Below are 25,512 nucleotides of genomic sequence, written 5' to 3' on the forward strand. Positions count from 1 at the left end.
AGCGGAGTGCAGGGTCATTGAGCATTAGAGCATAGTGAGGATTGAACCAATCTAGAGGATGGATCGTCCATAATTGAGGTGGCAGTATTGGAATCGGAAGCAAATTTGGAATATTTGAGATATTTATCAGCAAGCTCTGATAAAAAGGCGATATTAGAAGAGCTGATGCTCGCTTACGGCAAAGATGTTTGGAATTATGCGTTTAGTATGACGCGTAAGTGGGATCAAGCCGATGACATCACTCAGGAAGTATTTATTAAGGTGTATCGTAATTTATATACATTTCGTCAAGAATCATCTGTGAAAACATGGATTTTGACCATAACGCGCAATATGACGGTGGATTATCGAAGATCGGCCTTCTATAGGAAGGTAACCCTGATGGAATACATAGCTCCTTCGAGCACGCAAGCGACCACGGAACAAACGGTCATTGAGCAGATGGCAGTCAACGATATGTGGAAGTGCGTACTGAAGCTGCCCGTCAAGTATCGTGAGGTGCTGATTTTACATGGCCATTACCAGCTTTCGATGAAGGAGATTGCGCAAATCTTAGATGTTACAGAAGGAACAGTCAAGTCTAGATTGTTCCACGCCCGCAAAAAAATGGTCAAACAGAAGGAGAATCAAAGCAATGGAGCCGATTGACGACGAATTGAAACAAGGGATGGTTGATGGACCTCTGACCCGGCATGGATTTTCGGATTCGTTAAAGAAGCGGATCGGGGAGCGTATAGACGAACAAGCCGGCAGGAAGAAGAAGCAGTGGTTACCTTGGAGTGCCGGTGCCTGTGCTGCTCTAGTTGCAATCGCGCTATTCTTGTCCTTCGATTGGCATAGTCCTCTTGCGGAGATTACAGCAGATGTTTCGGCGAACGAATCCTTCATTCCCAAGTCTGCGCTCCCATTGCTGAATACGACGATCAAGGCGGACCCGATCCGGTCTGCTGTATTAATAGGTTTGAGAAAGGATCATCCTTCTGAGGGTGTCAATCCGGAATACAGTACATACCGTACGCTGCTGGTGGCGGAGGAGCATGGAGAGCTTCGCAAAGCGGCCGAAGGCAATGGAATTTTGATGCCGTATAAAACGGAGTTTATGAGAATTGGTCCTCAAAATATGCAAAGCGTTGATGCGACATATCAGAAGCTGGCTGTTTCCGTTGCAACCGAAAAGAATAGGAATCCAGCTCAAGAAAAGGGAACTTCACTGCAACAGGCGAACCTGACGGAGAAGCTTGTTTTTGCTGGGAATCGGTATTTATCCGTATCCCAAACCGTACAGCAAAAAGATAAAGGCAAACAAACGGCGCATGATTATGTGTGGGTCAAGGATGTGGAGGATTTAACAAAAACGAAGCTTTCATTCACCCTTACACCCGATAAGGAACCTCATGTTTCTTTAAATAAGCTGTACGGCCGCTCGTTAGCCGCGGATTTGCAGGAGGAGCAAGGCGAAAGCTGGACCATTACACGTAAAGAGGGACAGTGGGTTCCTCAGGTTTCAACGTACACTCCGGGAACTGAGCTGACCCAAGCTCCACTCCAGCTAAAAGAAGTTCCATTAAAGCTGCCTGAATCAGTTGTTTCCTACGATAAGCTATCAGCAAGCTGGAGTGATATTAAGCGAACGAAACCGGATGCAGTAGATGCCTTTTCTTCGCCAAACGGGGAAATGGTCGGTATCGTGTCATCGAAGGACATTGTCGTGTATCCGTTCAATGGTCAGTTGATCCCTACACCACTGCTGTCCGTTAATCTGGCTGCCAATGAATCTATAGTCATGATACAATGGGCCGTAGACGAACCGTTTATCGAGTTATGGAAGCAGCGTGCGAAAATATTGCTTGGGAAATGACGTTGGTTTCATAATGAATAGGAAACAATAATAGTCAGGTCGATATTGTACAGGAGCGGATAAGAATGAAACGAATTACCATTCTGATAGCGGATGATGAGGCCGAGATTGCGGATCTGATTGCGCTGCATCTAGAAAAAGAAGGGTACCAGCTTATTAAAGTCCCGGATGGGAAAGAGGCTCTTCGCGTTATTCAATCCCAACCGATTGATTTAGCTATTTTGGATATTATGATGCCTAAATTGGATGGATATGAGGTCACGCGGCAAATCCGTGAGCACTATCATATGCCTATCATATTTTTAAGCGCTAAAACTTCGGATATGGATAAAATAACGGGGCTTGTGATGGGTGCCGACGATTATATGATCAAGCCGTTCAATCCGATGGAGCTGGTTGCGCGAGTGAACGCACAGCTTCGCCGATACATGCAGCTGAATCGCCCCTCCGTTGAAAATGAAGATATATTGGAAGCGGGCGGAGTAAGCATCTACCCTGATCAGCGAAAAGTGGTTCTATATGGTGAGCCTATCGAATTAACGCCTAAAGAGTTCGATATTTTGTATTTGCTGGCCAGCCATCCCAAGAAAGTATTCAGCGCCGATCATATTTTTCAGCATGTGTGGGGCGAGGCTTATTATGAGAGTGGCAACAATACCGTTATGGTGCATATCCGTACGCTTCGCAAAAAAATTGGCGATGATAGCAACAAAAATAAACTCATCAAAACCGTATGGGGTGTAGGATATACGTTTAATGGCTGAGATGATCTGTTAGAAGCAGCAGGAATATAGTCGTTCAGCTATCCAATACAGAAGCTCCCCCTTGATGTTCTACACAGCACATCAAGGGGGAGCTTTGGTTTGCGTCAATGGGGCTTATATTTCCATAATAATAGGCAAAATCATCGGTCTTCTTCCGGTATTCTCATATAAATAACGTCCCAAAGCATCTTTTACACTCACTTTAAGCGAGGACCATTGATAGATGTTTTCCGCCTGCAGCTTATTGATCGTTTCACTGACTATCCGATTGGCATTTTCCAGAAGTGCTTCCGACTGCCGGACGTACACGAAGCCGCGCGATATAATATCCGGTCCGGATAAAATATGTCCTTCGGTTCGGCTTAATGTAATAACTACGACAAGAATACCATCCTCGGAGAGATGCTTCCGGTCGCGAAGCACGATGTTGCCCACATCGCCGATACCCCAGCCATCTACGAATGTATTTCCCGCAGGTACCTTCCGGCTTTGACGGGCGGTTTGATCTTCGATGTCCACGACATCTCCGTTGCTGAGGATGAAGATGTTCTCATAGTTCACTCCGACGGCCTCAGCCAACAAGCGATGCTGATGAAGCATCCGGTATTCCCCATGAATTGGAATGAAATAAGTTGGTTTCATTAAGGTGAGCATCAGCTTGAGCTCTTCCTGACTGGCGTGCCCCGAAACGTGCATACCAGTGACCGTGCCGGAGCCATAAATAACATTGGCCCCCAGGCGAAACAAATTATCGACGATTTGCGCCACATTGCGCTCGTTCCCAGGAATCGGGGTTGCAGATAAAATAACGGTATCCCCAGGCATAATCTTAATTTGCCGGTGTGTGGAGGACGCCAGGCGGGCTAGAGCCGCCATCGGTTCTCCCTGGCTTCCCGTGCATAGAACGGCTACACGTTCGGCTTCCAGACCGGCTGCTTCTCCGGCTTCTACAAGCATGCCTTCGGGAATGTTTAAATATCCGAGCTCCGAAGCAATTCTCACTACATTCACCATACTTCTTCCTAATATGGTCAGCTTGCGATTAGTTAACATAGCTGCGTCTATAATTTGCTGAAGCCGGTGAACGTTAGAGGCGAACGTGGAGATGACTACTTTTTGCCGCGCTTTGGCGAAGGCCTCTTCAATGGATTCTCCAACGTTTCGTTCGGATGGAGTAAACCCGGGACGCTCTGCATTCGTACTTTCGGATAATAAAACGAGCACACCATTTTTGCCGATTTCAGCCATTTTGTGAATATCCGGGTATTGCTCGTTTACGGGAGTAAGATCAAATTTAAAATCTCCGGTATGTACAACCGTCCCTTCCGGCGTTTGGAAAGCGATGCCTAGACAATCGGGAATGCTGTGATTGGTTTTGAAAAAGGTCGCGCTGATGGAACCTAAGTCAACGGACGATTTCGAGGTGATTTCTATTAACTGCGTATCTGCCAGCAATCTGGCTTCTTTTAATTTAATTTCAATGAGCCCTATAGTTAATCGCGACGCGTAGATGGGCATGCTGCATTGCTTCAATATATAGGGAATAGCGCCGATGTGGTCCTCATGTCCGTGGGTCACGATCAAGGCGCGTACTTTATCTTTGTGTTCCATTAAATAAGTGATGTCTGGGATAATGAGATCAATCCCTAACAGGCTTTCATCAGGGAATTTAGAGCCACAGTCAATGACGACGATATCGTCCCCGTACCTCAGTACGTACATATTTTTACCGATTTCATTAACGCCTCCAAGGGCGAAAATGGACAATTTACTCTTCTCGCTGCTCAACAAATATCCCCCCGTCCATGATTCCAGTACTTTTCATGCATAGATTGAACCAAGCACAGATCTCCTATTCGTGGCAATTAGTGGTGAGTCATGAGTTTGTTATTTTAAGAAAAACTTTAGGATTATCCAAATTCTTTTTAAAAGGTTTCCTCTATCCTAGATGGATATTAGTGAAGGAGGAAATGAAGATGAAGAAGTGGGTCTTTCTGGTCGTAGTCTTGCTGCTGCTGGGCTATGAGTCTGTTCAACATAAAATGGAGGATGCTGCTGGAAGCCCGGAACACGAAGAACCAAAGGCTCAGTTGTCGAACTCTGATTCTGCTCAAAAGAAGCAGGACAAGCAGATTAATCAAGATAAACAGACTAAACCGTCTAAACAAACAACGATTTCGATCGCGAAGGACCAGATGTACAAGGGGAAGCTGGTTCTGGTCAATAAAAAATATGCCGTACATCAAGAAGGGGTTCAATCGGATATCATCCGATTGTTTAGTCATAAAGAGCTGATAAAAGGCTATGGTCTGCTGGATAACACGATTCGGCTATCCCAGGCAGTGACGAAATCGTTCGGAGAGATGATAGAGGCTGCTGATAAAGATGGCGTTCGGCATTTTATGATTAGCAGCGGCTATCGGGATGAAAACGAGCAGGAGGAGCTGTACCGGGAGATGGGCTCCGATTACGCTTTGCCAGCAGGCAACAGTGAGCATAATCTGGGGTTGTCCATGGATATAGGATCTACACAGATGGAGATGAATCAAGCGCCTGAAGGGAAGTGGCTGCTTAAAAGTGCGTGGAAATATGGCTTTATTCTGCGCTATCCGAAGGACAAGACGGCCATCACAGGAATTCAGTACGAGCCATGGCATTTCCGCTATGTCGGCTTGCCTCACAGCGCTATTATGAAGGATAAAAATATGACGCTGGAGGAGTATTTGGATTATTTGAAGGAGCAAAAGAATGTATCTATCCAAATAGAAGGAATCTACTATGAGATCGAATATTATCGTTATGCCAAAAACATGACGATTTCGATCCCTGATCAACGGCGCTATGACATTTCAGGCAATAACGTGGACGGAATTATTGTAACGATGTCTCCATAACAACACAGACTTGACAGAAGCGGGAGGGGATTTTATGAAACCAACCAAGCTAGGGAAGGATATCGCACTGCCAGCCCTACTAGCGATTTATTTGTATGTGCTGGTTAAAGTGATTTTATTCAAATTCGGTCCTATAGAAGTGGATTATTTGATGGAGCGGCTTCAGCGTAATTGGCACAACCCGAATGATATACTGCAACGTTTCCATGCAGGGGGGAATATAATCCCGTTCAAGGAAATTACAAGGGATCTGAATCATACAATTGACCTGTGGCAATTTCCACCGGATAATCTCATCGGCAATATTGAAGCATTTATCCCGCTAGGCATTTTGGTCCCCATGGTATTCCTAAGCCTTCGCAGAGCATGGATAAGCATGTTCTGGATAGCGTTCTTTTTGAGCAGCGGCTTTGAAGTCACGCAGCTTGTTCTGTCGATAGGAACCTTCGATGTGGATGACGTGATCTTGAATGTAACAGGAGCCATGATCGGCTATACTCTGTTCCGGCTGTTCACTTTGCGGGTACAACCCGGCCGCCCCGTGGCAGCAAAGTTAAAAAACTCCAGCCGAAAGCTGGAGTCCATAAAGGAATGAGTGCAACCAGTTAAGCAACCGGTTTTTGCTTAGGACAAGGCAGGGTTTCGAGAGGAATCCCGCACGATGAGCTGAGACTCGAGTATAATTACGCGATTCTCCGTTATTTCGCCTCTCTCCAATTGATGAATCAGTCTATCGACGATAGCGCCGCCCATTTTGTTCTTCGGTTGATTCACCGTGCTTAATTGGGGGGAGATATATCGACTGATGCGATTGTTGTCAACGCCGATAACGGCAAGCTGCTCGGGGATTTTAATCCCAAGCTCTGTGCAGGCTTGATAGACGCCAAGAGCCATTTCATCGTTAGCCGCATAGATGGCAGTGAAGCTGACCTGTTTGTCTACAAGCCGCTTTAAAGCCTCGTATCCGCCCAGCTTATTAAAGTTTCCATTCTCTATCCATTCAGGACGGAATGAAATATGATGCTCGCGCAAGCCCTTCAAGTAGCCTTCCAATCTTTCATAGCTGTCAATGGCATCCGCATAACCGCTTAAGAAGGCGATTTCCTTATGCCCTTGCTCTACGAGGTGGTTGACCACTTCTTTAGAAAATTTCACATTGTCCGTGTAGACACAGGGAATTTTATCATGCTCAATATACCGACCTACAATGCCGATACAATAATCCATATCCGCCCAATGACATATTTCTTCATCAGACATCATGGGAGTAACGAGGATCATACCGTCAACAGTTTTATTCATGAGCAGATTGATGAATTCCAGCTCTTTCTCTTTGTTGTTTGACGTATCGCATATAAGAACTTTATATTTCAACGCGTAAGCCTGGTTTTCGATGCCTTTGATCACTTCAGCATAGTAAGAATTGTTAATCTCGGGAACGATAACGCCGATAGCCATTGCTTTCTGGGAACGCAGATTTTTGGCAGCTGCGTTCGGTTGGTAGCCAAGCTCATGAATAATCTTCAGGACTCGGTCTTTTGTCTTGGAAGTAACATTGCTGTTGTTATTCAATACCCGGGACACTGTTGCGGGAGATACGCCTGCTTTGGCAGCTACATCGACGATTTTTATGTCCATTCTCATCAACCTTATAAGGAATTAAGTTCTGAGAAGACTATAACCTATTAAGAAATCGATTGCAATACTATCCTGTTCATAGTTAGTGGAGTATATCGATAGGATAATAAAGCTTATATAAGGAGTTTGATATTATGAACTGTGATTGGAAGATGTGAAAAAAATTAGAGGTAAATGTAAAATCGATTTCATATAAAGCTGCTGTTTGTTTTATCTCTGATATACAAGTGATATTAAAGAAAGTGACTATAAACATAAAGACTATACAAGTTTTTTGTATCTTTTGTTTGACAATTATTCCAACTGCTGAGTATAATATTTCATGAAATCGATTTCACTTATTTACCAAGCTAAGAAGTGCCTTTATCAAGACAATGCACCTCAAGTAGAACAAAAAAATGAGGCGTTGTATCATCGTCGGTCGGTTGTTGAAACGTATCAATTATGAAAGCGGTTTTACGAATCGCATAGGGAGGTCAATTTAATGAAAAAGCACACTTTAGCGTTGGCGGGGACGCTGCTGCTTGGATCGATTTTATCAGGATGTTCCAGCTCGAAGACAGAGCCGGCTGCAGCGGGCGAAGCGGCAGCCGCAGCCAATATGAAACCGGTGGAATTATACTTCTATCATAACGGGAATCTGCCAGAGGAACAGTTTCAAAAGCAGTATGGAAATTACATAAAGCAGAAGCTGCCGAATGTCACGGTTAAATTTGTCCCTAAGGACAAGAACGTGAGCTTGGCAGAGATGATTACGAGCGGCACGACGAAAATTGATATTTTCATCGATTCTATTGGGCAAATCGGGTTAAAGGGCTCCCTGCTGGATATTGGTCTGAATCAAGATATCAGTGACTTGGTCAAAAAGCATAACGTGGATTTAAGCCGGTTCGAGCCTTCGACTATCGATGCCGTGAAAGTGATGGGGGGATTGTACGGTCTTCCGATCAGCAACAGTGCCTTGGTCTTAATGTATAATAAAGATATTTTCGATAAATTCGGTGTTGAATATCCTAAGGACGGCATGACTTGGGATCAGCTGGCGACCCTGTCGCAGAAGCTGACCCGGAGCGATAACGGTGTGAACTATGTTGGGTACACGACATCAATCAATCACTTCCTGAGATTGAATCCGCTATCCCTTGCGAATGTGGATGGTGCTACTAAGAAAGCAACGCTCGAAACCGACGCTTGGAAAAAGCTCGTTCAAGAAACGTTGATCAAGCCGATGCAATCCGACGGTTACAACCAAGTGTTGGAGGATCTCAAAAAACAGTGGTACAAAGTTCCATACATTGACGAGTTCTCCAAAACCCGCAACGTCGCGATGTTCAGCTTCATGTACGGAGATTACGACTGGACCCGTGAGATGAACTGGGATGTAACGGCACTGCCTACCTTCAAGGACAATCCGAAAATCGGCAGTCAATCGTATCCGACCTATATGTTCATCACTTCTACGAGCGAGCATAAAGATGAAGCCATGGAAGTAGCGAAGCTGTTTATTACGGATGAATATCAAACGCAATTTTCCAAATCAGGCGGTATTACCATTTTGAAAAACGACGCCATTAAGCAAGTATTCGGGCAAGAAACGACAATGAAGGATAAGAACATCAAAAATGCTGTATTCAGCAATACCTTCGCAACGGCTTCGCCAAAAACCAAATATGACACGTTCGTGGAGGACGCCATTCGGAGTCAGATTACAGACCTGCTGCAGAACAAAACCGATTTGAATACGGCTCTTAGAACAGGTCAGGAGCAAGTGAATAAGAAGATAGAAACAGAAAGTAAGTAATCAACTACAATGAATCGGTTCAAGCACAGGGGGCAGCCTTTAGACTGTCTCTTGTTCTATTTTGTAAGGAAGCACTCCTATGTTCAGAAGTTGACAATGCAACTTGGCAGTGTTAGTTTGTAGACAGGATTATAGATGCAGCTGATGTCGACCGTACCGATGGAGACATTTTCTTTTCTGAATGAGGGAGAGGAATGTCTTTTCTCTTATGTTCGGAGGGAACAATCCTATTTTATCGAAAAGGGGACTTCATCTTGGAACGAACTGCGCAAAATACGGTAATTGGTTTTATTGGAACAGGTGTCATGGGCAAAAGCATGGCAGGACATTTAATGAGCAAAGGATACAAGCTCCATGTGTACAGTCGAACAAAGGAAAAGGCGGAATCACTAGTTGCTCAAGGTGCGGAATGGCATAACACACCTTCAACGCTAGCTCCACTATGCAACGTGATCATCACAATGGTCGGCTATCCTCGAGACGTAGAAGAAGTGTGTCTGGGGGAACAAGGCATTATTCCTCATGCTAAACCCGGTACTCTTATTATAGATATGACAACCTCGAGTCCAACGCTGGCTAAGCGTATAGAAGAAGAGGCACAGAAGCGGGAAATGCTTTCCTTAGATGCTCCGGTTTCAGGCGGGGATATCGGAGCTAGAGAAGCTCGTTTATCGATCATGGTGGGCGGCACCAAGGAAGCCTTTGATCAGGCGACTCCCGTGCTTGAAGCTATGGGTACTCAAATCGTTCATCAAGGACCTGCCGGTTCGGGACAATTTACGAAAATGTGCAATCAAATCGCCATTGCATGCAATATGATGGGCGTTTGCGAAGCGCTGAGCTATGCCCAAAAGGCAGGACTCGATCCGTCCACCGTGTTGAAAAGCATTCAGACAGGAGCAGCAGGAAGCTTCTCCCTGAGCCAACTGGCTCCTCGAATGCTCAATGGGGACTTTGCACCCGGTTTTTATGTGAAGCATTTTATTAAGGATATGCAAATTGCTCTGGACTCTGCGAAGGAAATGAACCTGGAGCTTCCGGGATTGTCGCTTGCCCATTCACTCTATGAGAAGCTGGCTCAGATGGGGGAAGAGGATAGCGGCACGCAGGCTTTGTTTAAGGTTTATCAGCAGCAGATTTAAAGCATATCAGCTTGTAAGAAGGGGGAGTCCTTTATAGGGTTCCCTCTTTTATTATGCCTGTCTTTCTAATGAGGAAATGAAGCAAAAAAGATGATAAATTAATTTCCTAGTTGACACATTGGAATTAAAGGCATTATCATGAAGATATATCAAGGGTAATTTCATAGTATCCTTTTAGCCGATCGGAAAACCGAAGGCCTTATTGTTTAGTGGAAGCAGCACAGTAAGGTTTTTTTGTGTTAACTACAAAGATGGGATCGGAAAGAGGAGTTCAATATGAGAAGAATAAAATGGGTGTCACTTTTTTTAGTTATAACATGGGGGATGCTGCTGCTTGCAGGCTGCGGCAGCTCACAAAAAACAGAGGTCAGCAGCAAGTCCGATAACGGAGCAGCGCCAACCAGCGCGAGCAAGAAGGAGCCCCTGGTCGTCAATATCGGAATTCAACAAAGCATATGGCCGATTTTGCTGGCTAAGCAGAAGGGCTGGTTCGAAGAGGAATTCGCCAAGGTAGGAGCTAAGGTGAATTGGATTGAATTTCAAAGCGGACCTTCGTACTTTGAAGCAATAGCTTCGAATCGGCTTGATTTTGGCAGGGTGGGGGACCTTCCAGTCATTTCTGGTCAAGCAGCCGACGTTGCTTTTACAGAAATCGCAGCTGCGAGCTTCGGTTCCAAAGGGAATGCAATCCTAGTGAAAAAAGACAGTCCAATCAAGACGATTCAAGACCTCAAAGGGAAGAAGATCGCGTTTGCCAAAGCGAGCTCAGCTCAAACCGTCGTCTATAAAGCGTTAGAAAAGGCTAACCTGAAGCCCTCCGACGTTCAGATCATATCGCTTCAACCGGATGAAGCTCAGCCTGCCTTCGAGACAGGTTCTGTAGATGCTTGGGGAATATGGGAACCGTTTATGTCCACTCAGAAGGTGCTGAATGGAGCTCGAGTCTTGGTGGATGGGACTTCTTTTGATGCTAAAGGCGCAGGCTTCCAGATCGTGCGCAACAAATTCGCTGAAGAGCATCCGGATCTTGTGACGTTGTATCTTAAAGTTGAAGAAAAGACGCAGCAGTGGCAGAAGCAGCACCTCGAGGAGGCCATTGACGTCTATGCTCAACTGAAGAAGGTAGACCGCGAAATTATACGCCAGGTTATAGAAAATACGGAACCGACCAACATGCCTATTACGGATGAAATAATAAAAATCCAGCAGGACACGGCCAACTCGATTTATGAGCAAGGCGCAATCAAGAAAAAGATCGACACATCGAAGGTCGTCAATAACCAATATATTAATAAGGCGTTAGAGCAGTATAAAGCCGAACAGAAATAACGTGTGACAAAGAGGCTGACCTTAATTTTTTGTGTAAAAAGGCCGCCTCTCTTTTCTATTAAACATACCTGGTCAACCGGACCACCGGAGACTTCCTTAAGCTGTAGGCCCTCATAGGGGATCTATTGGCTATGAAGGGGAGTCTCTTTTCTGTTTCAATGATTAGCCCGAGAGGAGATTATCCTATGTCCAATACGCTAGAAATTTATGGTCTGCATAAACATTTCCCTACTCCGCAAGGCTCCGTACAAGCGCTGCACGATATTAAGCTTCACATTAAACAAGGAGAGTTCGTTACCGTTATCGGACCCAGTGGCTGCGGCAAAAGTACTTTGCTGAAAATTATTGCAGGGCTAGATACAAGCTATGAGGGAACGGTTTTGCTGGAGAATCGGCCTGTCGATCGACCAAGCATTGATAAGGGATTTATTTTCCAGGAGCACCGTCTGTTTCCTTGGTTAACCGTCGAGAAGAACATTGCAGCCGATTTGCGCTTGAGCGACCCTGAGGTTCGGCGTCAAGTTGATGAGCTGATTGAGATTGTCAGGCTAAAAGGATTCGAGAAGGCGTATCCCCGTGAATTATCCGGAGGAATGTCCCAAAGGGTAGCTATAGCCAGAGCGCTTCTCCGCAAGCCCAAGGTACTGCTGCTTGATGAGCCATTCGGCGCGTTGGATGCTTTCACAAGAAGTCATCTGCAGGAGGTGCTGCTTGATATTTGGCAGCAAAACAGAACGACGATGATTCTCGTCACGCACGATATCGATGAAGCGGTTTTTCTGGCTAACCGGGTAGTTATTATGAACGCCCGTCCAGGAACGATTCGCAAAATTATTCCTGTAGATCTCCCATTCCCAAGGAAAAAGACGACCTCTTCCTTTCAGGAAATGCGCCATAAAGTGCTGAACGAGTTTGAACGAGTCGATGAGCTTGAATTGATAGACAGCTCGGGAATTTAATAAACAATTCAGAGAGGTGATTGGAATGATCCATTCAACAGGTACGATAACGGGAGCAGCGAATGCTGAAGCTATAGGAGGCAAGGTGGAACAACCTGTTCCCAAGGATACTACAGCTCGTCAAAAGCGCAACGACAAGTGGGCGATTATAATCAGAGGCTTAATACTGCCTATTTCTGTACTGATCATCTGGCAAATTGCCGGCAGCTTGGAGCTTATCTCCAAAACGCTGCTGCCTACCCCATTAGCGATTTTCCAGGCTTTTATCGAACTGACCGCCTCCGGAGAGCTGGTCAAGCATTTGAAAATTAGCGTGTACCGTGCGGCAGTAGGATTTTTGCTGGGGGGAGGGCTTGGACTGCTGTTAGGACTAGTGAGCGGTTTGTTCCGGAGGGCAGAGGAAACGTTGGACCCTACGGTACAGATGCTGCGCATGATCCCGCATTTGGCGATTACACCGCTATTCATATTATGGTTCGGCTTTGGAGAGCTGTCCAAAATATTGCTGATTGCCAAAGGAGCGTTCTTTCCATTGTACGTGAACACGTTCTTGGGGATCCGCAGCGCTGACTCCAAGCTGTTTGATGTAGCTCGCATCTTGGAATTTAATCGTTGGAACCAAATTACCCGTCTTGTGATCCCGGCAGCGATGCCCAATTTGCTGTTAGGCTTGCGCTTGTCTCTTGGGGTAGCTTGGCTGGGGCTTGTTGTTGCTGAGCTGATGGGATCAAGTGAAGGGATTGGCTACTTAATTATGGATGCAAGACAGTTCTCCCAGACACAAATTGTGTTTGTCGGCATCATTATTTTTGCTATCGTAGGAAAGATGACGGATTCATTAGTGAGGCTATTGGAGAAGAAGCTGTTGAAATGGCGCGATAGCTATAACGGATAGCATTATAATAGAAGGAACACGAAATAAAATAGCTGAAGGAAGGGGAGCGGGTAGGGGATTAAAGCGATGTAACGCAACCACTAGCCTCCCCTTAACGATTGGGCTCGTTTACTCCCAGCGTTTATTCATTTCATCATCCATTGAAGTTCTCCCCCTACAGAGATCAAGAAAAGAATTAGCGACATGAACACTTCCCTCGTAATCCAAGTACCCCGAATGTGCGACAAGAATAGGGTACTCATTGTCTGTCATATCCTCTCTCATATCAAAAAGATAGTGATTACCACAGCCATCCATAGCAAAGGATGACGCAAACTTCATATATTCCGGCAGTTCATAAGCTAGATTATATTCTCTAAACTGATCTGTGCTGAAAAACTGAAAATATCGCTCTCCGGTTTGAAACTCCCCGCCGTTTGAATACTTCAAAAACTCCAAATAGCTGCCTGGCAGCTGCTTCTGCGGCATAATCCATAAAGCGGGATCAAACGGCTGATATTGGCTATGCAGCTCGTGGCTAACAGGAAACGGATTGCTTTGTCTGCTGACGATCTCGGCAATTTCCGCTTCTGATAATTTCTCATTCCAATTAGTAAGAAATTGACGAAGCTCTTCCAAGGCTGCTTCCGGTCTTTTCATATATTCGGTTTCAAAGATGCTGCTCCACATGAATCAAGCCCTCCGTATCTTTTGGATTGATAGCTACATTTTATTTGAACTCCAGCTTATGATATAGCTTGACGAAAAGCTTGGCAATATTCCCGGTCTCGACCGATCAGCTTCCTATGCTCTGATGCTTAATACTAATAGGATGGTTCAACCAGTTCGTATTCTTCATTTCCAGCTTACTGCTGATTTTGACGGCTCGAATTTCAATGGTTTCATTCTGTTTGGATCTGTCATTCTCCCAGCAAGTGGATTCCAAGTCCAGTATAATGTAGTTGATGATGCATCATTCCATTTCGTTAAATTAGTTAAACCTTATATTACAATATCATACGAGATTATTCCAAAAGAAAGACGGATCAACCAAATGTACATTTCGTTGACCCGCCAATTTATAATTATGAAACTATAACGATCGCTGTACATAATGAAGACACTTATTTTTTATCCTTCAGCTCCTTCAATGCTTGTTCTACGAATTTGCTTTCGAGTACTTGGCTCGTATCGAGCTTCTTGTTAATAGCGCCAACGGAGAAGAGGAAATCGGCTTGCTCTTGATGGGCCTTGGCAAATTCTGGTGTGATTGGAGAAAGGAGCGGTTCCGTGTTTTTCAGTACGGTGCTGATGATTTCCCGTTCCAGCTTCTGAGATTTAGATAGCTCTTCGGTCACTTCGTCGGTATGCTCTGCATAGTATTTGCGCACTTCTTCATAAGTTTTGAGGAATAATACGGTTAAGTCAGGATGATCCTTGGTGAATTTGGTGCGGGCAATAAGGAAGCCAGGAGCGTTAATATTCAAATCTTGACCGGTCACCAATATTTTCGCCCCCGTCTGAAAAACGGCAGTTGTTGCGTAAGGCTCCCAGATCGACCAGGCGTCAATAGCACCCGAATCAAGGGCTGGTCTTGCTTCGTCAGGCTGAAGCTGAATGACTTTGACATCATCGCCCTTGAGCCCAATTTTGTCTATGGCCAGATAAAGGAAGTTGTATGCGCTGCTGCCTTTGGCAACCCCGATCTTTTTCCCCTTCAAGTCCTTGAGCTCTTTGATCGGACTGTTCTTGGGAATGACAATCATATTGCCTTTCTTGCCGTCTCCCGTCACAGCAATGGCTTTGAAATCGATGCCTCCCACCTGACCGGATACAACAGGAGTCCCTCCAACGGAACCGAAGTCCAGACGCCCGGCGGCCAAGGCTTCAAAATGCGGAGGTCCGCTTGCAAATTCATTCCATTTTACTTCAGCTCCAACAGCAGCAAAAGCTTTCTCGAACGCACCTTTGTCTCTTGCATAAGGAAGAATGCCTGTTTTGCCTTGGACGCCTATATTGACGACAATCTTCTCTTTTGGCTTTTCCGTACTTCCTGCTTGAGCAGCGGATAGGGTATCGGAAGAAGTAGTCTTACCGCAGCCGGTTAGCGCCATTGTAAAGATGATAATGCCGAGTAGAGTGGAATGGATTGCTTTATGGTTTCTCGCTGCCATGTGGATAACCCCCTTATAATAACTGAATCCATGCTTAATTGGCTTGCTGCTGCTTGTGACGCTCTTGTTGGAACTTATTTCCTGGAATCTCAAGTCCCAGGTGATCGCGCAGTGTCGTTCCGTTGTATTCTGTTCGGTATAAGCCTCTCTTTTGCAGTATAGGGATAACGTGATCGACGAATTCATCCAGTCCGCCAGGGAAATAGGGAGGCATAATGTTGAAGCCGTCGCAGCCCCCATTAGTGAACCAGTCTTCCAGATGATTTGCAATTTGCTCAGGTGTACCGTGTATAGTTTTATGGCCACGCGCCCCTGTAACTCTGGCTACGAGCTGCCGGATAGTCAGCTTGTCGCGACGCGCCATATCGACTAGAAGCTGGTAACGGCTTTTGCCTCCATTAATGTTAGTTGCGTCTGGAAGATCGGGAACTGGACCGTCGAGAGGGTAGGAAGACAGATCCACCCTTAGTGTTCTGGATACCATAGATAGGCCGACTTCGGGCAGCACGAGCTCTTGAAGGTAAGCTTCTTTTTCACGTGCTTCTTGTTCTGTTGAACCGATAACCGGCAGGATGCCGGGTAATATTTTTAGACTTTCCCGTTTGCGTCCGTATTTGCCAAGACGTCCTTTTAGACTGCTGTAGAACGTTTGTGCTTCCTCAAGAGTTTGCCATGCCGTAAATACGACTTCTGCTGTTTTGGCAGCAAAATCTTGCCCGGTCTCGGAGGAGCCGGCCTGTACAAGTACGGGACGGCCTTGCGGAGTCCTAGGAATGGACAAGGGGCCTTGTACGGAGAAAAATTTGCCTTGATGGCGGATGGCATTCACTTTGTCAGCATCGGCGAACAGGCCTGAGGCTTTATCTATATGGAGCGCTCCTTCCTCCCAGCTGTCCCACAGGGAAGTGACAACTTCCACGAACTCTTGGGCACGCTCATATCGAACAGCATGATCGAGATGATGATCTTGGCCGAAATTTTGGCTCGTAATCTCCATACTCGTTGTAACGGCGTTCCAGGCAGCACGGCCACGGCTCAAATGATCGAGGGAAGCGAATTTTCTGGCTACATGAAAGGGCTCGCTGTAGGTTGTAGACACGGTACCGGCTAATCCGATATGCGAGGTGACAGAAGCAAGGGTGGACAGCAGAGTTAGCGGTTCGGCTCGGACGGGGACGGTATATTGGACGGCGGTTTTAAGCTGCTCGGGCAGTGAGGGGATATCCTCGATAAAAATCATGTCGAATTTCCCGCGTTCGGCCGTTTGCGCAAATCGTTTATAAAATTCAAAGGTAAACAATCCTAGCGAATCTGTCAGGGGATATCTCCATGCAGCAATGTGATGCCCTACCCCATATAGGAAGGCTCCGAGATGGAGCTGACGTTTTGTTTCTCCCATAGTCGTTTCACTCCTTGCTTAAGTATGAGTTTTGTTACAAGTTAGTTGATTGTTGAAACAGGGTAAGTAGGATTCACATTTATTGGATAGAGGACGATGAAGGGCTTGTAAATTTACTGGAAGGACGGTCCAAACCAAGATGATCGCGAAGCGTTGAACCGCTGTACTCCGTTCGAAACAGTCCGCGATTTTGCAGCTCGGGAATGACTTGATCCACGAATTCCTCCAAGCCTCCCGGCAAATATGGGGGCATGATGTTGAAGCCGTCGCAAGCACTTCCCTGGAACCATGCTTGCAGCTGATCGGCAATTTGTACGGGGGTACCGTAGATGGTTCGGTGACCTCGTGCTCCAGTGACCCGATAAATCAGCTGTCGTATCGTAAGCCCGTCGCGTTTGGCCATATCCGAAACGAGCTTGAACCTGCTTTTACCGCCGTTAACGGCTTCGAGCTCAGGCAGCTCCGGCAAAGGACCGTCGAGAGGATAGCTCCTCAGATCGACATTCAACGAGCCGGATAGCATAGATAAACCGACTTGAGGGAGCACCAGCTGCTGCAGCAATTGCTCCTTTTCTCTCGCTTCGGCTTCTGTGCTGCCGATGACCGGGAAAATACCAGGCATGATTTTCAGATCATCCTGAGACCTTCCATACCTTGCAAGCAGCGACTTGACATTGCGATAAAAAAGCTGTGCCTCTTCAATCGTTTGCCATGCGGTAAAAATAACTTCAGCGGTTTCCGCTGCCAGCTGCTGACCCGTGTCGGATGAGCCTGCCTGGATAATAACCGGACGCCCCTGGGGCGATCTCGGTGCATTAAGCGGCCCACGGACTCTGAAATGCTCCCCTTGATGATCGATTCGATGTACTTTATCCGGATGGGCGAATTGGCCGGTCGCTCGATCTAAGAGGATAGCATCATCTTCCCAGCTGTCCCATAAGGAAGTCGCCACTTCGATAAACTCCCTTGCGCGGGCGTAGCGAACAGCGTGTTCCGGATGCTTTTCCTTGCTGAAATTGGCTGCTTCCTCATTGCGGCTTGACGTAACGACATTCCAAGCTGCCCGGCCTCCGCTTAAATGATCGAGGGTGGCAAATTCTCGAGCCAAATTGTAAGGCTCATGATAAGTTGTCGAGACTGTGGCGGCCAAGCCGATCCGTTGGGTGACACCTGCCAAATAGGATAGCAGGGTAATAGGCTCCGGGCGGACGGAAGCCGTGTGGGAAGGGGAGCTTCCGAGCAAGGCCAATGAATCTGCCAGGAACAGCATATCGAATTTCCCGCGTTCCGCCGTCTTGGCGAAGCGTTCGTAAAATGCAGGGTCCAGAATGCCCTGCGCATCCGTATCCGGATAGCGCCATGCTGCGACGTGGTGCCCGACACCGAATAAAAAGGCGCCTAAATGCATTTGTCTTGCTTTACCACTCATAAGAATTCTCCCTTCCTTAAGCCGGATCAGATTATACACTGATTATTTATTGATATTGCGGTAGTGCAGCGAATGAATTTTGCGGATGAGGCAGTCCGTAATGCTCACGCAGTGTGCGGCCTGTGTACTCTGTGCGGAACAATCCGCGACGTTGAAGCTCAGGCACGACGTGATCGATGAAATCGTCCAAGCCGCCATTCATCAATTGAGGCATAATGTTAAAACCATCGGCTGCTCCTTCCGTGAACCAAACTTCAAGCTCATCGGCAACCTGCTTAGCGGTACCTGCAATAGTACGGTGACCGCGTCCTCCCGCAAGACGCAAGAGCAGCTCACGAAGGGTCAAGTTTTCTTTATGGGCAAGCTCGATAATGAGCTGTGCCCGGCTTTGATGTCCACGGGACAAGTCATTTTCCGGCACATCCGGCATCGGTCCATCCAACGGATAGGAGGTGAGATCAAAGCCAATACGATTGGAGAGCTGCAGCAGACTATACTTTGGATTGGTTAGCTCATGAAGCTTGGCTTCCTTTTCCTTGGCTTCAGCTTCGGTCTCGCCAATAATGGGGCAAATGCCCGGCAAGATAATGACGTGCTCAGGATTTCTCCCGCTTTGGCGAACGCGAGCCTTGACATCGGCATAGAATGCTTGAGCATCGGCAAGCGTTTGTTGAGCCGTAAAAATCGCATCCGCTACCGTCGAAGCAAAGTGGCGTCCATCCTCCGAGGAACCAGCCTGCACGAGCACAGGGCGACCTTGTGGTGAACGGGAAACGTTGAGTGGACCACGTACGGAGAAATGCTCTCCTTTATGATTCAGCTCATGTACTTTGCTGCTATTAGCATAGGCTCCGGCAGCTTGATCGAGAATCAATGCATCTTCTTCCCAGCTATCCCACAGGCGTGCCGCCACTTCGACGAACTCTTGCGCCCGCTCATAACGCTCTGCATGCCCAGGAATTTGCTCAAAATTAAAATTCCTCGCTTCCTCATCGGTACCGGATGTGATGATATTCCAGCCAGCTCGGCCATCACTTAGATGATCGATCGTAGCAAATCGGCGCGCTACATTAAAAGGCTCGTTAAAGCTTGTGGATACGGTGGCGATGAGTCCGATCCGCTTTGTTACAACAGAGAGAGCCGTTAGAAGAGTGAGAGGCTCAAGTCCAGTCAATGCTCCGTAAGCGACGGCTTTCTTGGATGCAGAATATCGATCGGCCATAAATAATGAATCGAATTTGGCTTGCTCTGCCTTTTGGGCGATTCGTTGAAAATGCTCGAACTGTAAAAGCTGGTTCACCTCGGTATCGGGATGTCTCCAAGCTCCTTCGTGGTGTCCTGCAGGGACAAGGAATAAATTAAGGTGCATTTCCCGTTTTGCTGTACTCATATGGTAACTCCCCCTGGTCTGAAAAAATGAAAAGACTCCCGTTATTGTCGACGTTATGTGTAACAACGACAGCGGGAGCCTTTGGTTATCCAATCGGCGCTTTGAAAAGGATTAATGATGTTGATAGAAATATTAGCACTATTAATCCGACAATTCAAGTAGGAAAAGTAAAATTATTTCTGTGTAAAAGAAAAACCGCGTGCGAACGCGGCGAGGCTGTCGAGAAACCAGTGTTTTCGAGATAATCAAGTTTTACAGGCTTCGGTCTATTCTGGCGCTATTTATGACTGAGCCGCCAGCGAGCCTAGCTGAAGACGAAATCGGACCTCTTGAATGAATTCGTCAGTGGAGGCTGTAAGGCGCTGATCAAGCTCCTCATCCAGCTCGAACGTACCGTCTTCGTTCCGTTGAACCTGCGTATCGAGGGCATAAACGCCAGCCAGCTGAATCCTTGCACCTAATGCGGCAAGCACAGGTTTAAGTGCATAATCCAGCGCAAGCAGGTGGGCAATCGTCCCCCCAATAGCGACAGGGAGAATGACTTTACCTTCAAGCCCTTTTTGAGGAATCAGATCCAGAAAGGTCTTGATTACACCGGTATAAGAGGCTTTATAAATGGGAGTGGCAACGACTACGGCATCAGCACCAGCTATTTGATTGATAGCTTCTATAATAGCAGGACTTTTGAAATTAGTGTAAATAAGGTCCTCTGGTGGAAGACTGCGGACATCGATCCAATGCAATTCGAGTCCAGCCGTAAGAAGTTGGGATTGAATGCTTTGAAGTACTCCGTTCAAACGAGAACTAACGGAGGGGCTTCCAGAAATCACAGCAATTTTGGCCATAGAGAGTTCACTCCTTCATAATAATAAAATCAAAAAGAGACTCCAAGCCCAAGAAGCGGGTAAAGGAGTCTCCAGTTAGCTGGTCGACATATAGAATTAAAACCAAGTAAATAAGTATGAATAATGGATGTTTTGATCGTACCATCCCATTTGAGAGCCGTCAAGTAATATCTTAATCCCAAGCAAAAGCAAGATAGTACATGTTTCACAGCATGGAAATCCATGGTTTCTTTCGTTCTTTGGGAGTAATCTAACAATAGTCCTTATGGCTAGTGCATTCCAGAGGGTTGTTGCACAATTTACTAGTAAAGAAGGTCTATCCAGGATGGAAGCATGGAAGCGCAATTTGTTCATATTATGGTTCGGTACATTTTTCAGCTCCGTCGGGATCGGGATGATTATTCCATTTTTGCCGCTGTATGTTCAGGAGCTTGGCATTCATGATGTGAAGCAGGCCGCTCTATGGGCTGCCATGATTTTCGGGATCAATCATTTGATGATCGCCATCGTATCACCCTTTTGGGGAAAATTCTCGGATAAATATGGTCAAAGGATAACCATGATTCGGTCGGGCTTCGGTCTGGCAATTATCATTGCCGCCATGGGGTTGGTCCATACGCCGCTTCAATTGCTGCTGCTTCGAGCTCTCTTTGGTACAATGGGCGGGTTCTCCACCTGTGCGGTGGCTCTCATGGCTATTGAAACGCCAAAAGAGCAAGTAGGTAAAGCACTGGGGACGCTCCAGACGGGCCAGGTTTCAGGACAGCTGCTCGGACCCTTGCTGGGCGGTATTATGGCCGAATGGCTGGGAATGCGGAATTCGTTCTTTTTTACGGGTTTTTTCATTTTTATTGCCGCTTTATTCGTATTGTTTGGGGTCAAAGAAACGCGGAAATATGCTAAATTCCGTTTCCAGGATTTGAAGTGGACAGCATCAAAGGAGAAGAAACCAGAGAGAGCTAGCTTAAAAGAGGTTATGAAGCATAAACCGGCCATATTAACGTTATTCATCTCTACATTTCTCATTGCAGCAAGCTTTCAGAGTATCAGTCCTATTATTACGCTCTATGTCAAAAGCATGCATATAGACAATCATGTGGAAATTATGGCAGGGCTTATTTTCGCCTCCAGTGCTCTGGGAACGATGATTGCCGCTCCGATCTTAGGCAGGCTGGGGGATAAGCACGGTCATTTAACCATTTTGCTATGTTCGCTCTTGCTGATATCTGTATTGTATATTCCTCAAGCACAGATTTCTAATCCGTGGATTTTAATGGGAGCACGATTCTTGTCTGGCTTGTGCGTAGGTGGCTTAATTCCAGCGATCAGTTCGCTGCTGCGGAGCTTGACACCATCCACGATTCAAGGGAGCGTCTTCTCCTATAATGCAAGTGCCAATTCATTAGGCAATGTAATAGGCTCCTTGTTCGGAGGCGTTGTTGCAAGCAATATGGGGATTCCGATTGTGTTTTATATTATCTCTGCGGTGTTCTTCCTGCATTTCATTATGCTGACCTTCCAAGCCAAGAAGATTACAGAATCGCGTAAAACAGTAGAATCGGCGTAAGAGAAAAAAGCGTCCTGTCCAAAAGAACAGGACGCTTTTTGAGAGTGTAATTACTCAAAGTATAATTTACAAATATTGTAAAATCTGCACTGTTAGTGCTCTGGATCCGGATATACATCTACGGATTGAGATTTGTTTCCACTAAACACAGTAGCAGTGAAAGAGATGATACGGCTTCCGCCTGGACCCGGCTCATATACGTAAACACCTGTGCCCGCTTTAGTGTCAATATCGATTCGAAGAACACCTGGATTCGCGGGATCGGACCATTTGGCATTGCTAATAGCAAATTTAGTGCCATAGAAATCCGCTGAACGATACACACCATAGTTTTTATACTCGGTGTAACCATATTGATCCTTAAGCTTTAAGTCTCCGAATGTTTTCTTGCGTTGTGTGGCTCCATTTACTGCAGAATCTCCAGAGTGGAGAGCCAGATTGTTCAACTGGGATAACCAAATTTCTTTGGCCTTGCCGTTTTCGCCTGCTGTGAGGGAAGCAGTTGCTGCATAGTCTTTTTTGATCTGAATTTTGCTTAATGTAGCCAAGCGAGTGCCAGCAGCATTAGAAGGGATGAAGGTGACAGCTACATCGGCAGTGCCTTCATAAACACCCACAATTCCATAAGCATCAAAGTTGAACGAGTCTACTTTAATTTTGGCAATAGGGACGGCTGCTCCACCAGTTACGCTGATTTGTTGAATCAGGTTATTCGGAAGGGCAACATTATCATTCGTCGAGTTGGTAGCTGACAATTCAATTTTGCCGGCGAAATATCCTTTCAATACGTCGATGTCCGTTACCGGAGCTTTTACTATTGGCGTTGTGAATGGTGCTAAGCTAGCTGACGGATTACTTGTGAACGTTTCCATTTTAAGCTCGTCAGTGGCAACAAGCCCGTTTGCAAAGGCTTTTAATGAATATGTTAATTTATCTGCTTTCTTAGCCTCAATTAGATCGACGATACGTGTTACTGATGAAATCTCAGAACGGCTCGCATCCGATTTGAATAGCCTCGCCGTCATCTGATACGTAACCTCGTTATTATCTCCAGGAATCGGTGTAAAGGTGAGATCTGTATCCCTAATGGATTTGATCGTGTTGCTTGCAGCGCTGTAGCCTTCGGCACGAGTATCGTCGCCTTTGAACGTAAGAACGCTTGGATACTTGGATGAAGCTTCATCAGCAGCTAAGGCCCATGTCGGTGTCCCTGTAAAAGATCCCTTAGAAAAGTACACGGCATTGGTAACGGTACCGCCAGTGCGTTTTAGATTTAAATCAACTTCATAGCCAGAATAATCTTTGTCGAAGTCTTCACCATACTGATCTTTAAATTTCAGCTTCATTTTGTTTTCCGTCAGCATGTTATTAGTTGAGATTCCAAAAGCCGTCATCGAAGGAAGCATTTTTTGTTTAGGCTCGGAGGAAACGTAAACTTGTGCCGGATATCTTTTTTCCGATACAGTCGTATTGAAGCTGGCTTTTTTGTCCGAATTTCCTATAATGGCTTCGATCTTCAGAGAGCCTGCTTTGCGAGTGTCCTCATCTGCGACTTTGAGGCTGCCAATTTTAATTTTTCCTTTGAACACACCTTCGGTATCTACTCTTGAGTCCACGTTTACTCTTGCTGAACCCGAGCTGTATATGCGAATGTCATTGACGAATTGTAGTACATCATCGGTACTCAATACATTCCCAGATTTATCTTTGACCTCAATAGGAAGATAGGCATCGTCATCCCCCCATGCAAGCACATTCGTGCTTAGTTTGCCGAAGCTAATATCATACGGGACATTAAGAGGAGTCACAACGATTTTCGTTGTCACAGTTTGTCCAGTTGCATTAGCTGTTACCGCAAGTGTCATTTCTTGGTCAGAGGAAGATGACCTGGAATCTATTTGAGCCGTATTGATCTTCAAATCCGGCTTATTGTCATTATCCTCGTCTTCATAGAAGCCGAAGCCTTTGTCCACCCGAGTCTTGCCTTCTGTTATCGACCCTGACTCAAGGGCGTAGGCTCCAGTGACAGAGGTAATCGTTTCCTCACGCAGTGTAGTAAGATCGGTCACCAAGAATCCATATTGATCGTAGGCTTTGTAATCAAGGGTTGCAGAATCTCCGGATTCCAGCTTTTTCTTGCCGCCTTTCAGATTCAGCTTTCCTAATTCGATTTTAGCAACCGATTGCTTGTCTCCAACCCGATAGGCTTTACTCGCATGAGTTGTGTTGTCAGGTGCTGAAATGGTGAAAAAGATATTATCGTTACGATCAAAGGAATCATCATCGATCTTAATGCTAAACGTTTGATCATTAACGGACGACTGAATTGTTAAATTTGGACTGGTCTTAATTTCAAATCGGGAAGCAGGAATATCGGATTGTTCACTGTATTGATTCATCGCCTTGAAAGAGATGGTCACTTTATTTCCTTTAGCAATCGAATCGGATGCAGAGAGAAAATCAATTTTGGTTATGTTCTCCTTTTGCACGGTGACGTCTGCTTTTCCTTTATCTACCGATAAACCGCCATCTTTGACGGCTTCCAGCTTGACAGTATAGGTTCCTTCACTCATGGCGGTTTCTGTTACAATTGCAAACTGATGTTTGGTGTCATTCCATTTTACTGCTGCAGGAACGGCCGTCGAACCCCGGGATACGGTTGCATTCAGCTTGCTGGTATCCGCCAACGCTCCGTTAAGCGTGACGGTAATTGTCTTGGCTCCGGTCACCTCGGCTTTGTCTATAGAGACCTTCGTTACCGTTTCGATCTTGGTGGCTGTATTAAGCTTGCGGGCTTCATAGGCCGAGAATACCAGCAAATCACGGGTGACAGGTGAAGTACCGTCGAATTTTCCAGTGGCTCCATTGGACATCAGCTTATTCTCGATCGCTAGAGCGACATAGCCTTTTGCCCAATCCGATACGGTATCATCCTGAACGCCTTTTGTTTCCTTCAGCTTGGCATCGAGCTTCAAACCTTTGATCAAGAAAGCAGCCAACTGCTCTTTGGTTACTTGTCCTCCTGGATTAAACAGCCCTTCTCCGTATCCATCGGTAATGCCTGCTTTGGAAATAGCATCTATGTATGGCAGTGCGTAACCATTGCTAGGATCATCAGATAATACATCTGTAAAAGTAGATGTCTTTAATGTCATGTCTGTTTTTAACTGAAAAATAAGCGAAGCGACTTTAGCAAACTGTGCACGAGTCATTTTATCTTTAAGACCAAAGACCCCATCTTGTACTCCGTCAAGAATACCTGCTTTAAGCATTTCATCAAATTTGGCCTTCGATGCCGCATCGAGATCCTTCAGATCGCTGAAGGATGAAGAATCCTTGGGAGCGTCTGTCGCTCCTACGACACTAGGTACCATTGCAAATGCCATCGATAAAGATAAAACCGTAGAAAGAATACGTTTCATTGCTGACCCTCCATAACATGTTTTTTG

Annotated in this window: 21 protein-coding genes; 11 read left to right on the plus strand and 10 right to left on the minus strand. The window is 46.0% G+C overall.

Features of this window, described 5'->3' with window-relative positions; genetic code table 11:
- Window positions 1-87: 87 nt before the first annotated feature.
- The 3 genes from QMA13_RS07440 (at window position 88) to QMA13_RS07450 (ending at window position 2,622) form a co-directional block, all read left to right on the plus strand.
- Entirely contained in the window at window positions 88-648 is a 561-nt protein-coding gene (locus tag QMA13_RS07440) for an RNA polymerase sigma factor (RefSeq protein ID WP_282940594.1), read from the plus strand.
- Complete coding sequence (locus QMA13_RS07445) at window positions 635-1,858, plus strand: hypothetical protein (RefSeq protein ID WP_282940595.1); 1,224 nt, start codon at window positions 635-637, stop codon at window positions 1,856-1,858. Before QMA13_RS07440 ends, QMA13_RS07445 begins: the two co-directional genes overlap by 14 nt.
- A gap of 65 nt (window positions 1,859-1,923) precedes the next feature.
- The gene (locus QMA13_RS07450; protein ID WP_282940596.1) at window positions 1,924-2,622 is read left to right on the plus strand and encodes a response regulator transcription factor; all 699 of its coding nucleotides are present in this window, start codon (window positions 1,924-1,926) and stop codon (window positions 2,620-2,622) included.
- Between the two features lie 114 nt (window positions 2,623-2,736).
- Here QMA13_RS07450 and QMA13_RS07455 read toward each other — a convergent pair whose 3' ends face one another.
- Window positions 2,737-4,410: a ribonuclease J gene (locus QMA13_RS07455; protein WP_282940597.1), complete on the minus strand. Its 1,674-nt coding sequence runs from the start codon at window positions 4,408-4,410 to the stop codon at window positions 2,737-2,739.
- Window positions 4,411-4,598: 188 nt separating this feature from the next.
- On the opposite strand from QMA13_RS07455, the gene QMA13_RS07460 reads away from it, so the two are divergent.
- Both QMA13_RS07460 and QMA13_RS07465 read left to right on the plus strand, forming a co-directional pair.
- Complete coding sequence (locus QMA13_RS07460; protein WP_282940598.1) at window positions 4,599-5,516, plus strand: M15 family metallopeptidase; 918 nt, start codon at window positions 4,599-4,601, stop codon at window positions 5,514-5,516.
- Window positions 5,517-5,550: 34 nt separating this feature from the next.
- Window positions 5,551-6,111 (plus strand): VanZ family protein, encoded by a 561-nt coding sequence (locus QMA13_RS07465; protein ID WP_282940600.1) that lies wholly within the window; start codon window positions 5,551-5,553, stop codon window positions 6,109-6,111.
- A 29-nt stretch (window positions 6,112-6,140) separates the two neighbouring features.
- Here QMA13_RS07465 and QMA13_RS07470 read toward each other — a convergent pair whose 3' ends face one another.
- On the minus strand, window positions 6,141-7,154 hold the full coding sequence (locus tag QMA13_RS07470; protein WP_282940602.1) for a LacI family DNA-binding transcriptional regulator: 1,014 nt from the start codon (window positions 7,152-7,154) through the stop codon (window positions 6,141-6,143).
- Window positions 7,155-7,638: 484 nt separating this feature from the next.
- Here QMA13_RS07470 and QMA13_RS07475 point away from each other — a divergent pair, with 484 nt between their 5' ends.
- From QMA13_RS07475 to QMA13_RS07495, 5 genes are all read left to right on the plus strand, one after another.
- A complete protein-coding gene (locus tag QMA13_RS07475) occupies window positions 7,639-8,955 on the plus strand; it encodes an ABC transporter substrate-binding protein (protein WP_282940604.1) in 1,317 nt (438 codons plus the stop codon).
- 254 nt (window positions 8,956-9,209) lie between these two features.
- Entirely contained in the window at window positions 9,210-10,097 is an 888-nt protein-coding gene (locus tag QMA13_RS07480; RefSeq protein ID WP_282940606.1) for an NAD(P)-dependent oxidoreductase, read from the plus strand.
- Window positions 10,098-10,373: 276 nt separating this feature from the next.
- Window positions 10,374-11,426 (plus strand): aliphatic sulfonate ABC transporter substrate-binding protein, encoded by a 1,053-nt coding sequence (locus tag QMA13_RS07485; protein WP_282940607.1) that lies wholly within the window; start codon window positions 10,374-10,376, stop codon window positions 11,424-11,426.
- 185 nt (window positions 11,427-11,611) lie between these two features.
- Window positions 11,612-12,385 (plus strand): ABC transporter ATP-binding protein, encoded by a 774-nt coding sequence (locus QMA13_RS07490; RefSeq protein ID WP_282940609.1) that lies wholly within the window; start codon window positions 11,612-11,614, stop codon window positions 12,383-12,385.
- A gap of 25 nt (window positions 12,386-12,410) precedes the next feature.
- On the plus strand, window positions 12,411-13,280 hold the full coding sequence (locus QMA13_RS07495; protein WP_282940611.1) for an ABC transporter permease: 870 nt from the start codon (window positions 12,411-12,413) through the stop codon (window positions 13,278-13,280).
- A gap of 108 nt (window positions 13,281-13,388) precedes the next feature.
- On the opposite strand, the gene QMA13_RS07500 is transcribed toward QMA13_RS07495, so the two are convergent.
- The 7 genes from QMA13_RS07500 to ssuE form a co-directional block, all read right to left on the minus strand.
- Window positions 13,389-13,949, minus strand: coding sequence for an SMI1/KNR4 family protein (locus QMA13_RS07500; protein WP_282940612.1), 561 nt, complete (start codon window positions 13,947-13,949; stop codon window positions 13,389-13,391).
- 106 nt (window positions 13,950-14,055) lie between these two features.
- Window positions 14,056-14,205, minus strand: a complete 150-nt coding sequence (locus QMA13_RS07505; protein WP_282940613.1) for a hypothetical protein — start codon at window positions 14,203-14,205, stop codon at window positions 14,056-14,058.
- A 178-nt stretch (window positions 14,206-14,383) separates the two neighbouring features.
- A complete protein-coding gene (locus QMA13_RS07510) occupies window positions 14,384-15,433 on the minus strand; it encodes an aliphatic sulfonate ABC transporter substrate-binding protein (protein ID WP_282940614.1) in 1,050 nt (349 codons plus the stop codon).
- Between the two features lie 34 nt (window positions 15,434-15,467).
- A complete protein-coding gene (locus tag QMA13_RS07515; protein ID WP_282940615.1) occupies window positions 15,468-16,832 on the minus strand; it encodes an LLM class flavin-dependent oxidoreductase in 1,365 nt (454 codons plus the stop codon).
- Between the two features lie 79 nt (window positions 16,833-16,911).
- Window positions 16,912-18,261 (minus strand): LLM class flavin-dependent oxidoreductase, encoded by a 1,350-nt coding sequence (locus QMA13_RS07520; protein ID WP_282940616.1) that lies wholly within the window; start codon window positions 18,259-18,261, stop codon window positions 16,912-16,914.
- A gap of 46 nt (window positions 18,262-18,307) precedes the next feature.
- Window positions 18,308-19,651, minus strand: coding sequence for an LLM class flavin-dependent oxidoreductase (locus QMA13_RS07525; RefSeq protein WP_282940617.1), 1,344 nt, complete (start codon window positions 19,649-19,651; stop codon window positions 18,308-18,310).
- A gap of 281 nt (window positions 19,652-19,932) precedes the next feature.
- Window positions 19,933-20,496, minus strand: a complete 564-nt coding sequence (gene ssuE, locus QMA13_RS07530) for an NADPH-dependent FMN reductase (protein WP_282940618.1) — start codon at window positions 20,494-20,496, stop codon at window positions 19,933-19,935.
- Between the two features lie 265 nt (window positions 20,497-20,761).
- On the opposite strand from ssuE, the gene QMA13_RS07535 reads away from it, so the two are divergent.
- Window positions 20,762-22,063: an MFS transporter gene (locus tag QMA13_RS07535; RefSeq protein WP_282940619.1), complete on the plus strand. Its 1,302-nt coding sequence runs from the start codon at window positions 20,762-20,764 to the stop codon at window positions 22,061-22,063.
- Between the two features lie 92 nt (window positions 22,064-22,155).
- Here QMA13_RS07535 and QMA13_RS07540 read toward each other — a convergent pair whose 3' ends face one another.
- Complete coding sequence (locus QMA13_RS07540) at window positions 22,156-25,485, minus strand: S-layer homology domain-containing protein (RefSeq protein ID WP_282940620.1); 3,330 nt, start codon at window positions 25,483-25,485, stop codon at window positions 22,156-22,158.
- Window positions 25,486-25,512: the final 27 nt, after the last annotated feature.

Source organism: Paenibacillus sp. RC67 (assembly GCF_030020805.1).
Taxonomy (GTDB): Bacteria; Bacillota; Bacilli; order Paenibacillales; family NBRC-103111; genus Paenibacillus_S.

Excerpts from the sequence above, each read along its gene's own strand:
- QMA13_RS07445 (WP_282940595.1), top strand. The coding sequence starts at position 635 with ATGGAGCCGATTGACGACGAATTGAAACAAGGGATGGTTGATGGACCT.
- QMA13_RS07450 (WP_282940596.1), top strand. The coding sequence starts at position 1,924 with ATGAAACGAATTACCATTCTGATAGCGGATGATGAGGCCGAGATTGCG.
- QMA13_RS07460 (WP_282940598.1), top strand. The coding sequence starts at position 4,599 with ATGAAGAAGTGGGTCTTTCTGGTCGTAGTCTTGCTGCTGCTGGGCTAT.
- QMA13_RS07465 (WP_282940600.1), top strand. The coding sequence starts at position 5,551 with ATGAAACCAACCAAGCTAGGGAAGGATATCGCACTGCCAGCCCTACTA.
- QMA13_RS07470 (WP_282940602.1), bottom strand. The coding sequence starts at position 7,154 with ATGGACATAAAAATCGTCGATGTAGCTGCCAAAGCAGGCGTATCTCCC.
- QMA13_RS07475 (WP_282940604.1), top strand. The coding sequence starts at position 7,639 with ATGAAAAAGCACACTTTAGCGTTGGCGGGGACGCTGCTGCTTGGATCG.
- QMA13_RS07485 (WP_282940607.1), top strand. The coding sequence starts at position 10,374 with ATGAGAAGAATAAAATGGGTGTCACTTTTTTTAGTTATAACATGGGGG.
- QMA13_RS07490 (WP_282940609.1), top strand. The coding sequence starts at position 11,612 with ATGTCCAATACGCTAGAAATTTATGGTCTGCATAAACATTTCCCTACT.
- QMA13_RS07495 (WP_282940611.1), top strand. The coding sequence starts at position 12,411 with ATGATCCATTCAACAGGTACGATAACGGGAGCAGCGAATGCTGAAGCT.
- QMA13_RS07500 (WP_282940612.1), bottom strand. The coding sequence starts at position 13,949 with ATGTGGAGCAGCATCTTTGAAACCGAATATATGAAAAGACCGGAAGCA.
- QMA13_RS07510 (WP_282940614.1), bottom strand. The coding sequence starts at position 15,433 with ATGGCAGCGAGAAACCATAAAGCAATCCATTCCACTCTACTCGGCATT.
- QMA13_RS07515 (WP_282940615.1), bottom strand. The coding sequence starts at position 16,832 with ATGGGAGAAACAAAACGTCAGCTCCATCTCGGAGCCTTCCTATATGGG.
- QMA13_RS07520 (WP_282940616.1), bottom strand. The coding sequence starts at position 18,261 with ATGAGTGGTAAAGCAAGACAAATGCATTTAGGCGCCTTTTTATTCGGT.
- QMA13_RS07525 (WP_282940617.1), bottom strand. The coding sequence starts at position 19,651 with ATGAGTACAGCAAAACGGGAAATGCACCTTAATTTATTCCTTGTCCCT.
- ssuE (WP_282940618.1), bottom strand. The coding sequence starts at position 20,496 with ATGGCCAAAATTGCTGTGATTTCTGGAAGCCCCTCCGTTAGTTCTCGT.
- QMA13_RS07535 (WP_282940619.1), top strand. The coding sequence starts at position 20,762 with ATGGCTAGTGCATTCCAGAGGGTTGTTGCACAATTTACTAGTAAAGAA.
- QMA13_RS07540 (WP_282940620.1), bottom strand. The coding sequence starts at position 25,485 with ATGAAACGTATTCTTTCTACGGTTTTATCTTTATCGATGGCATTTGCA.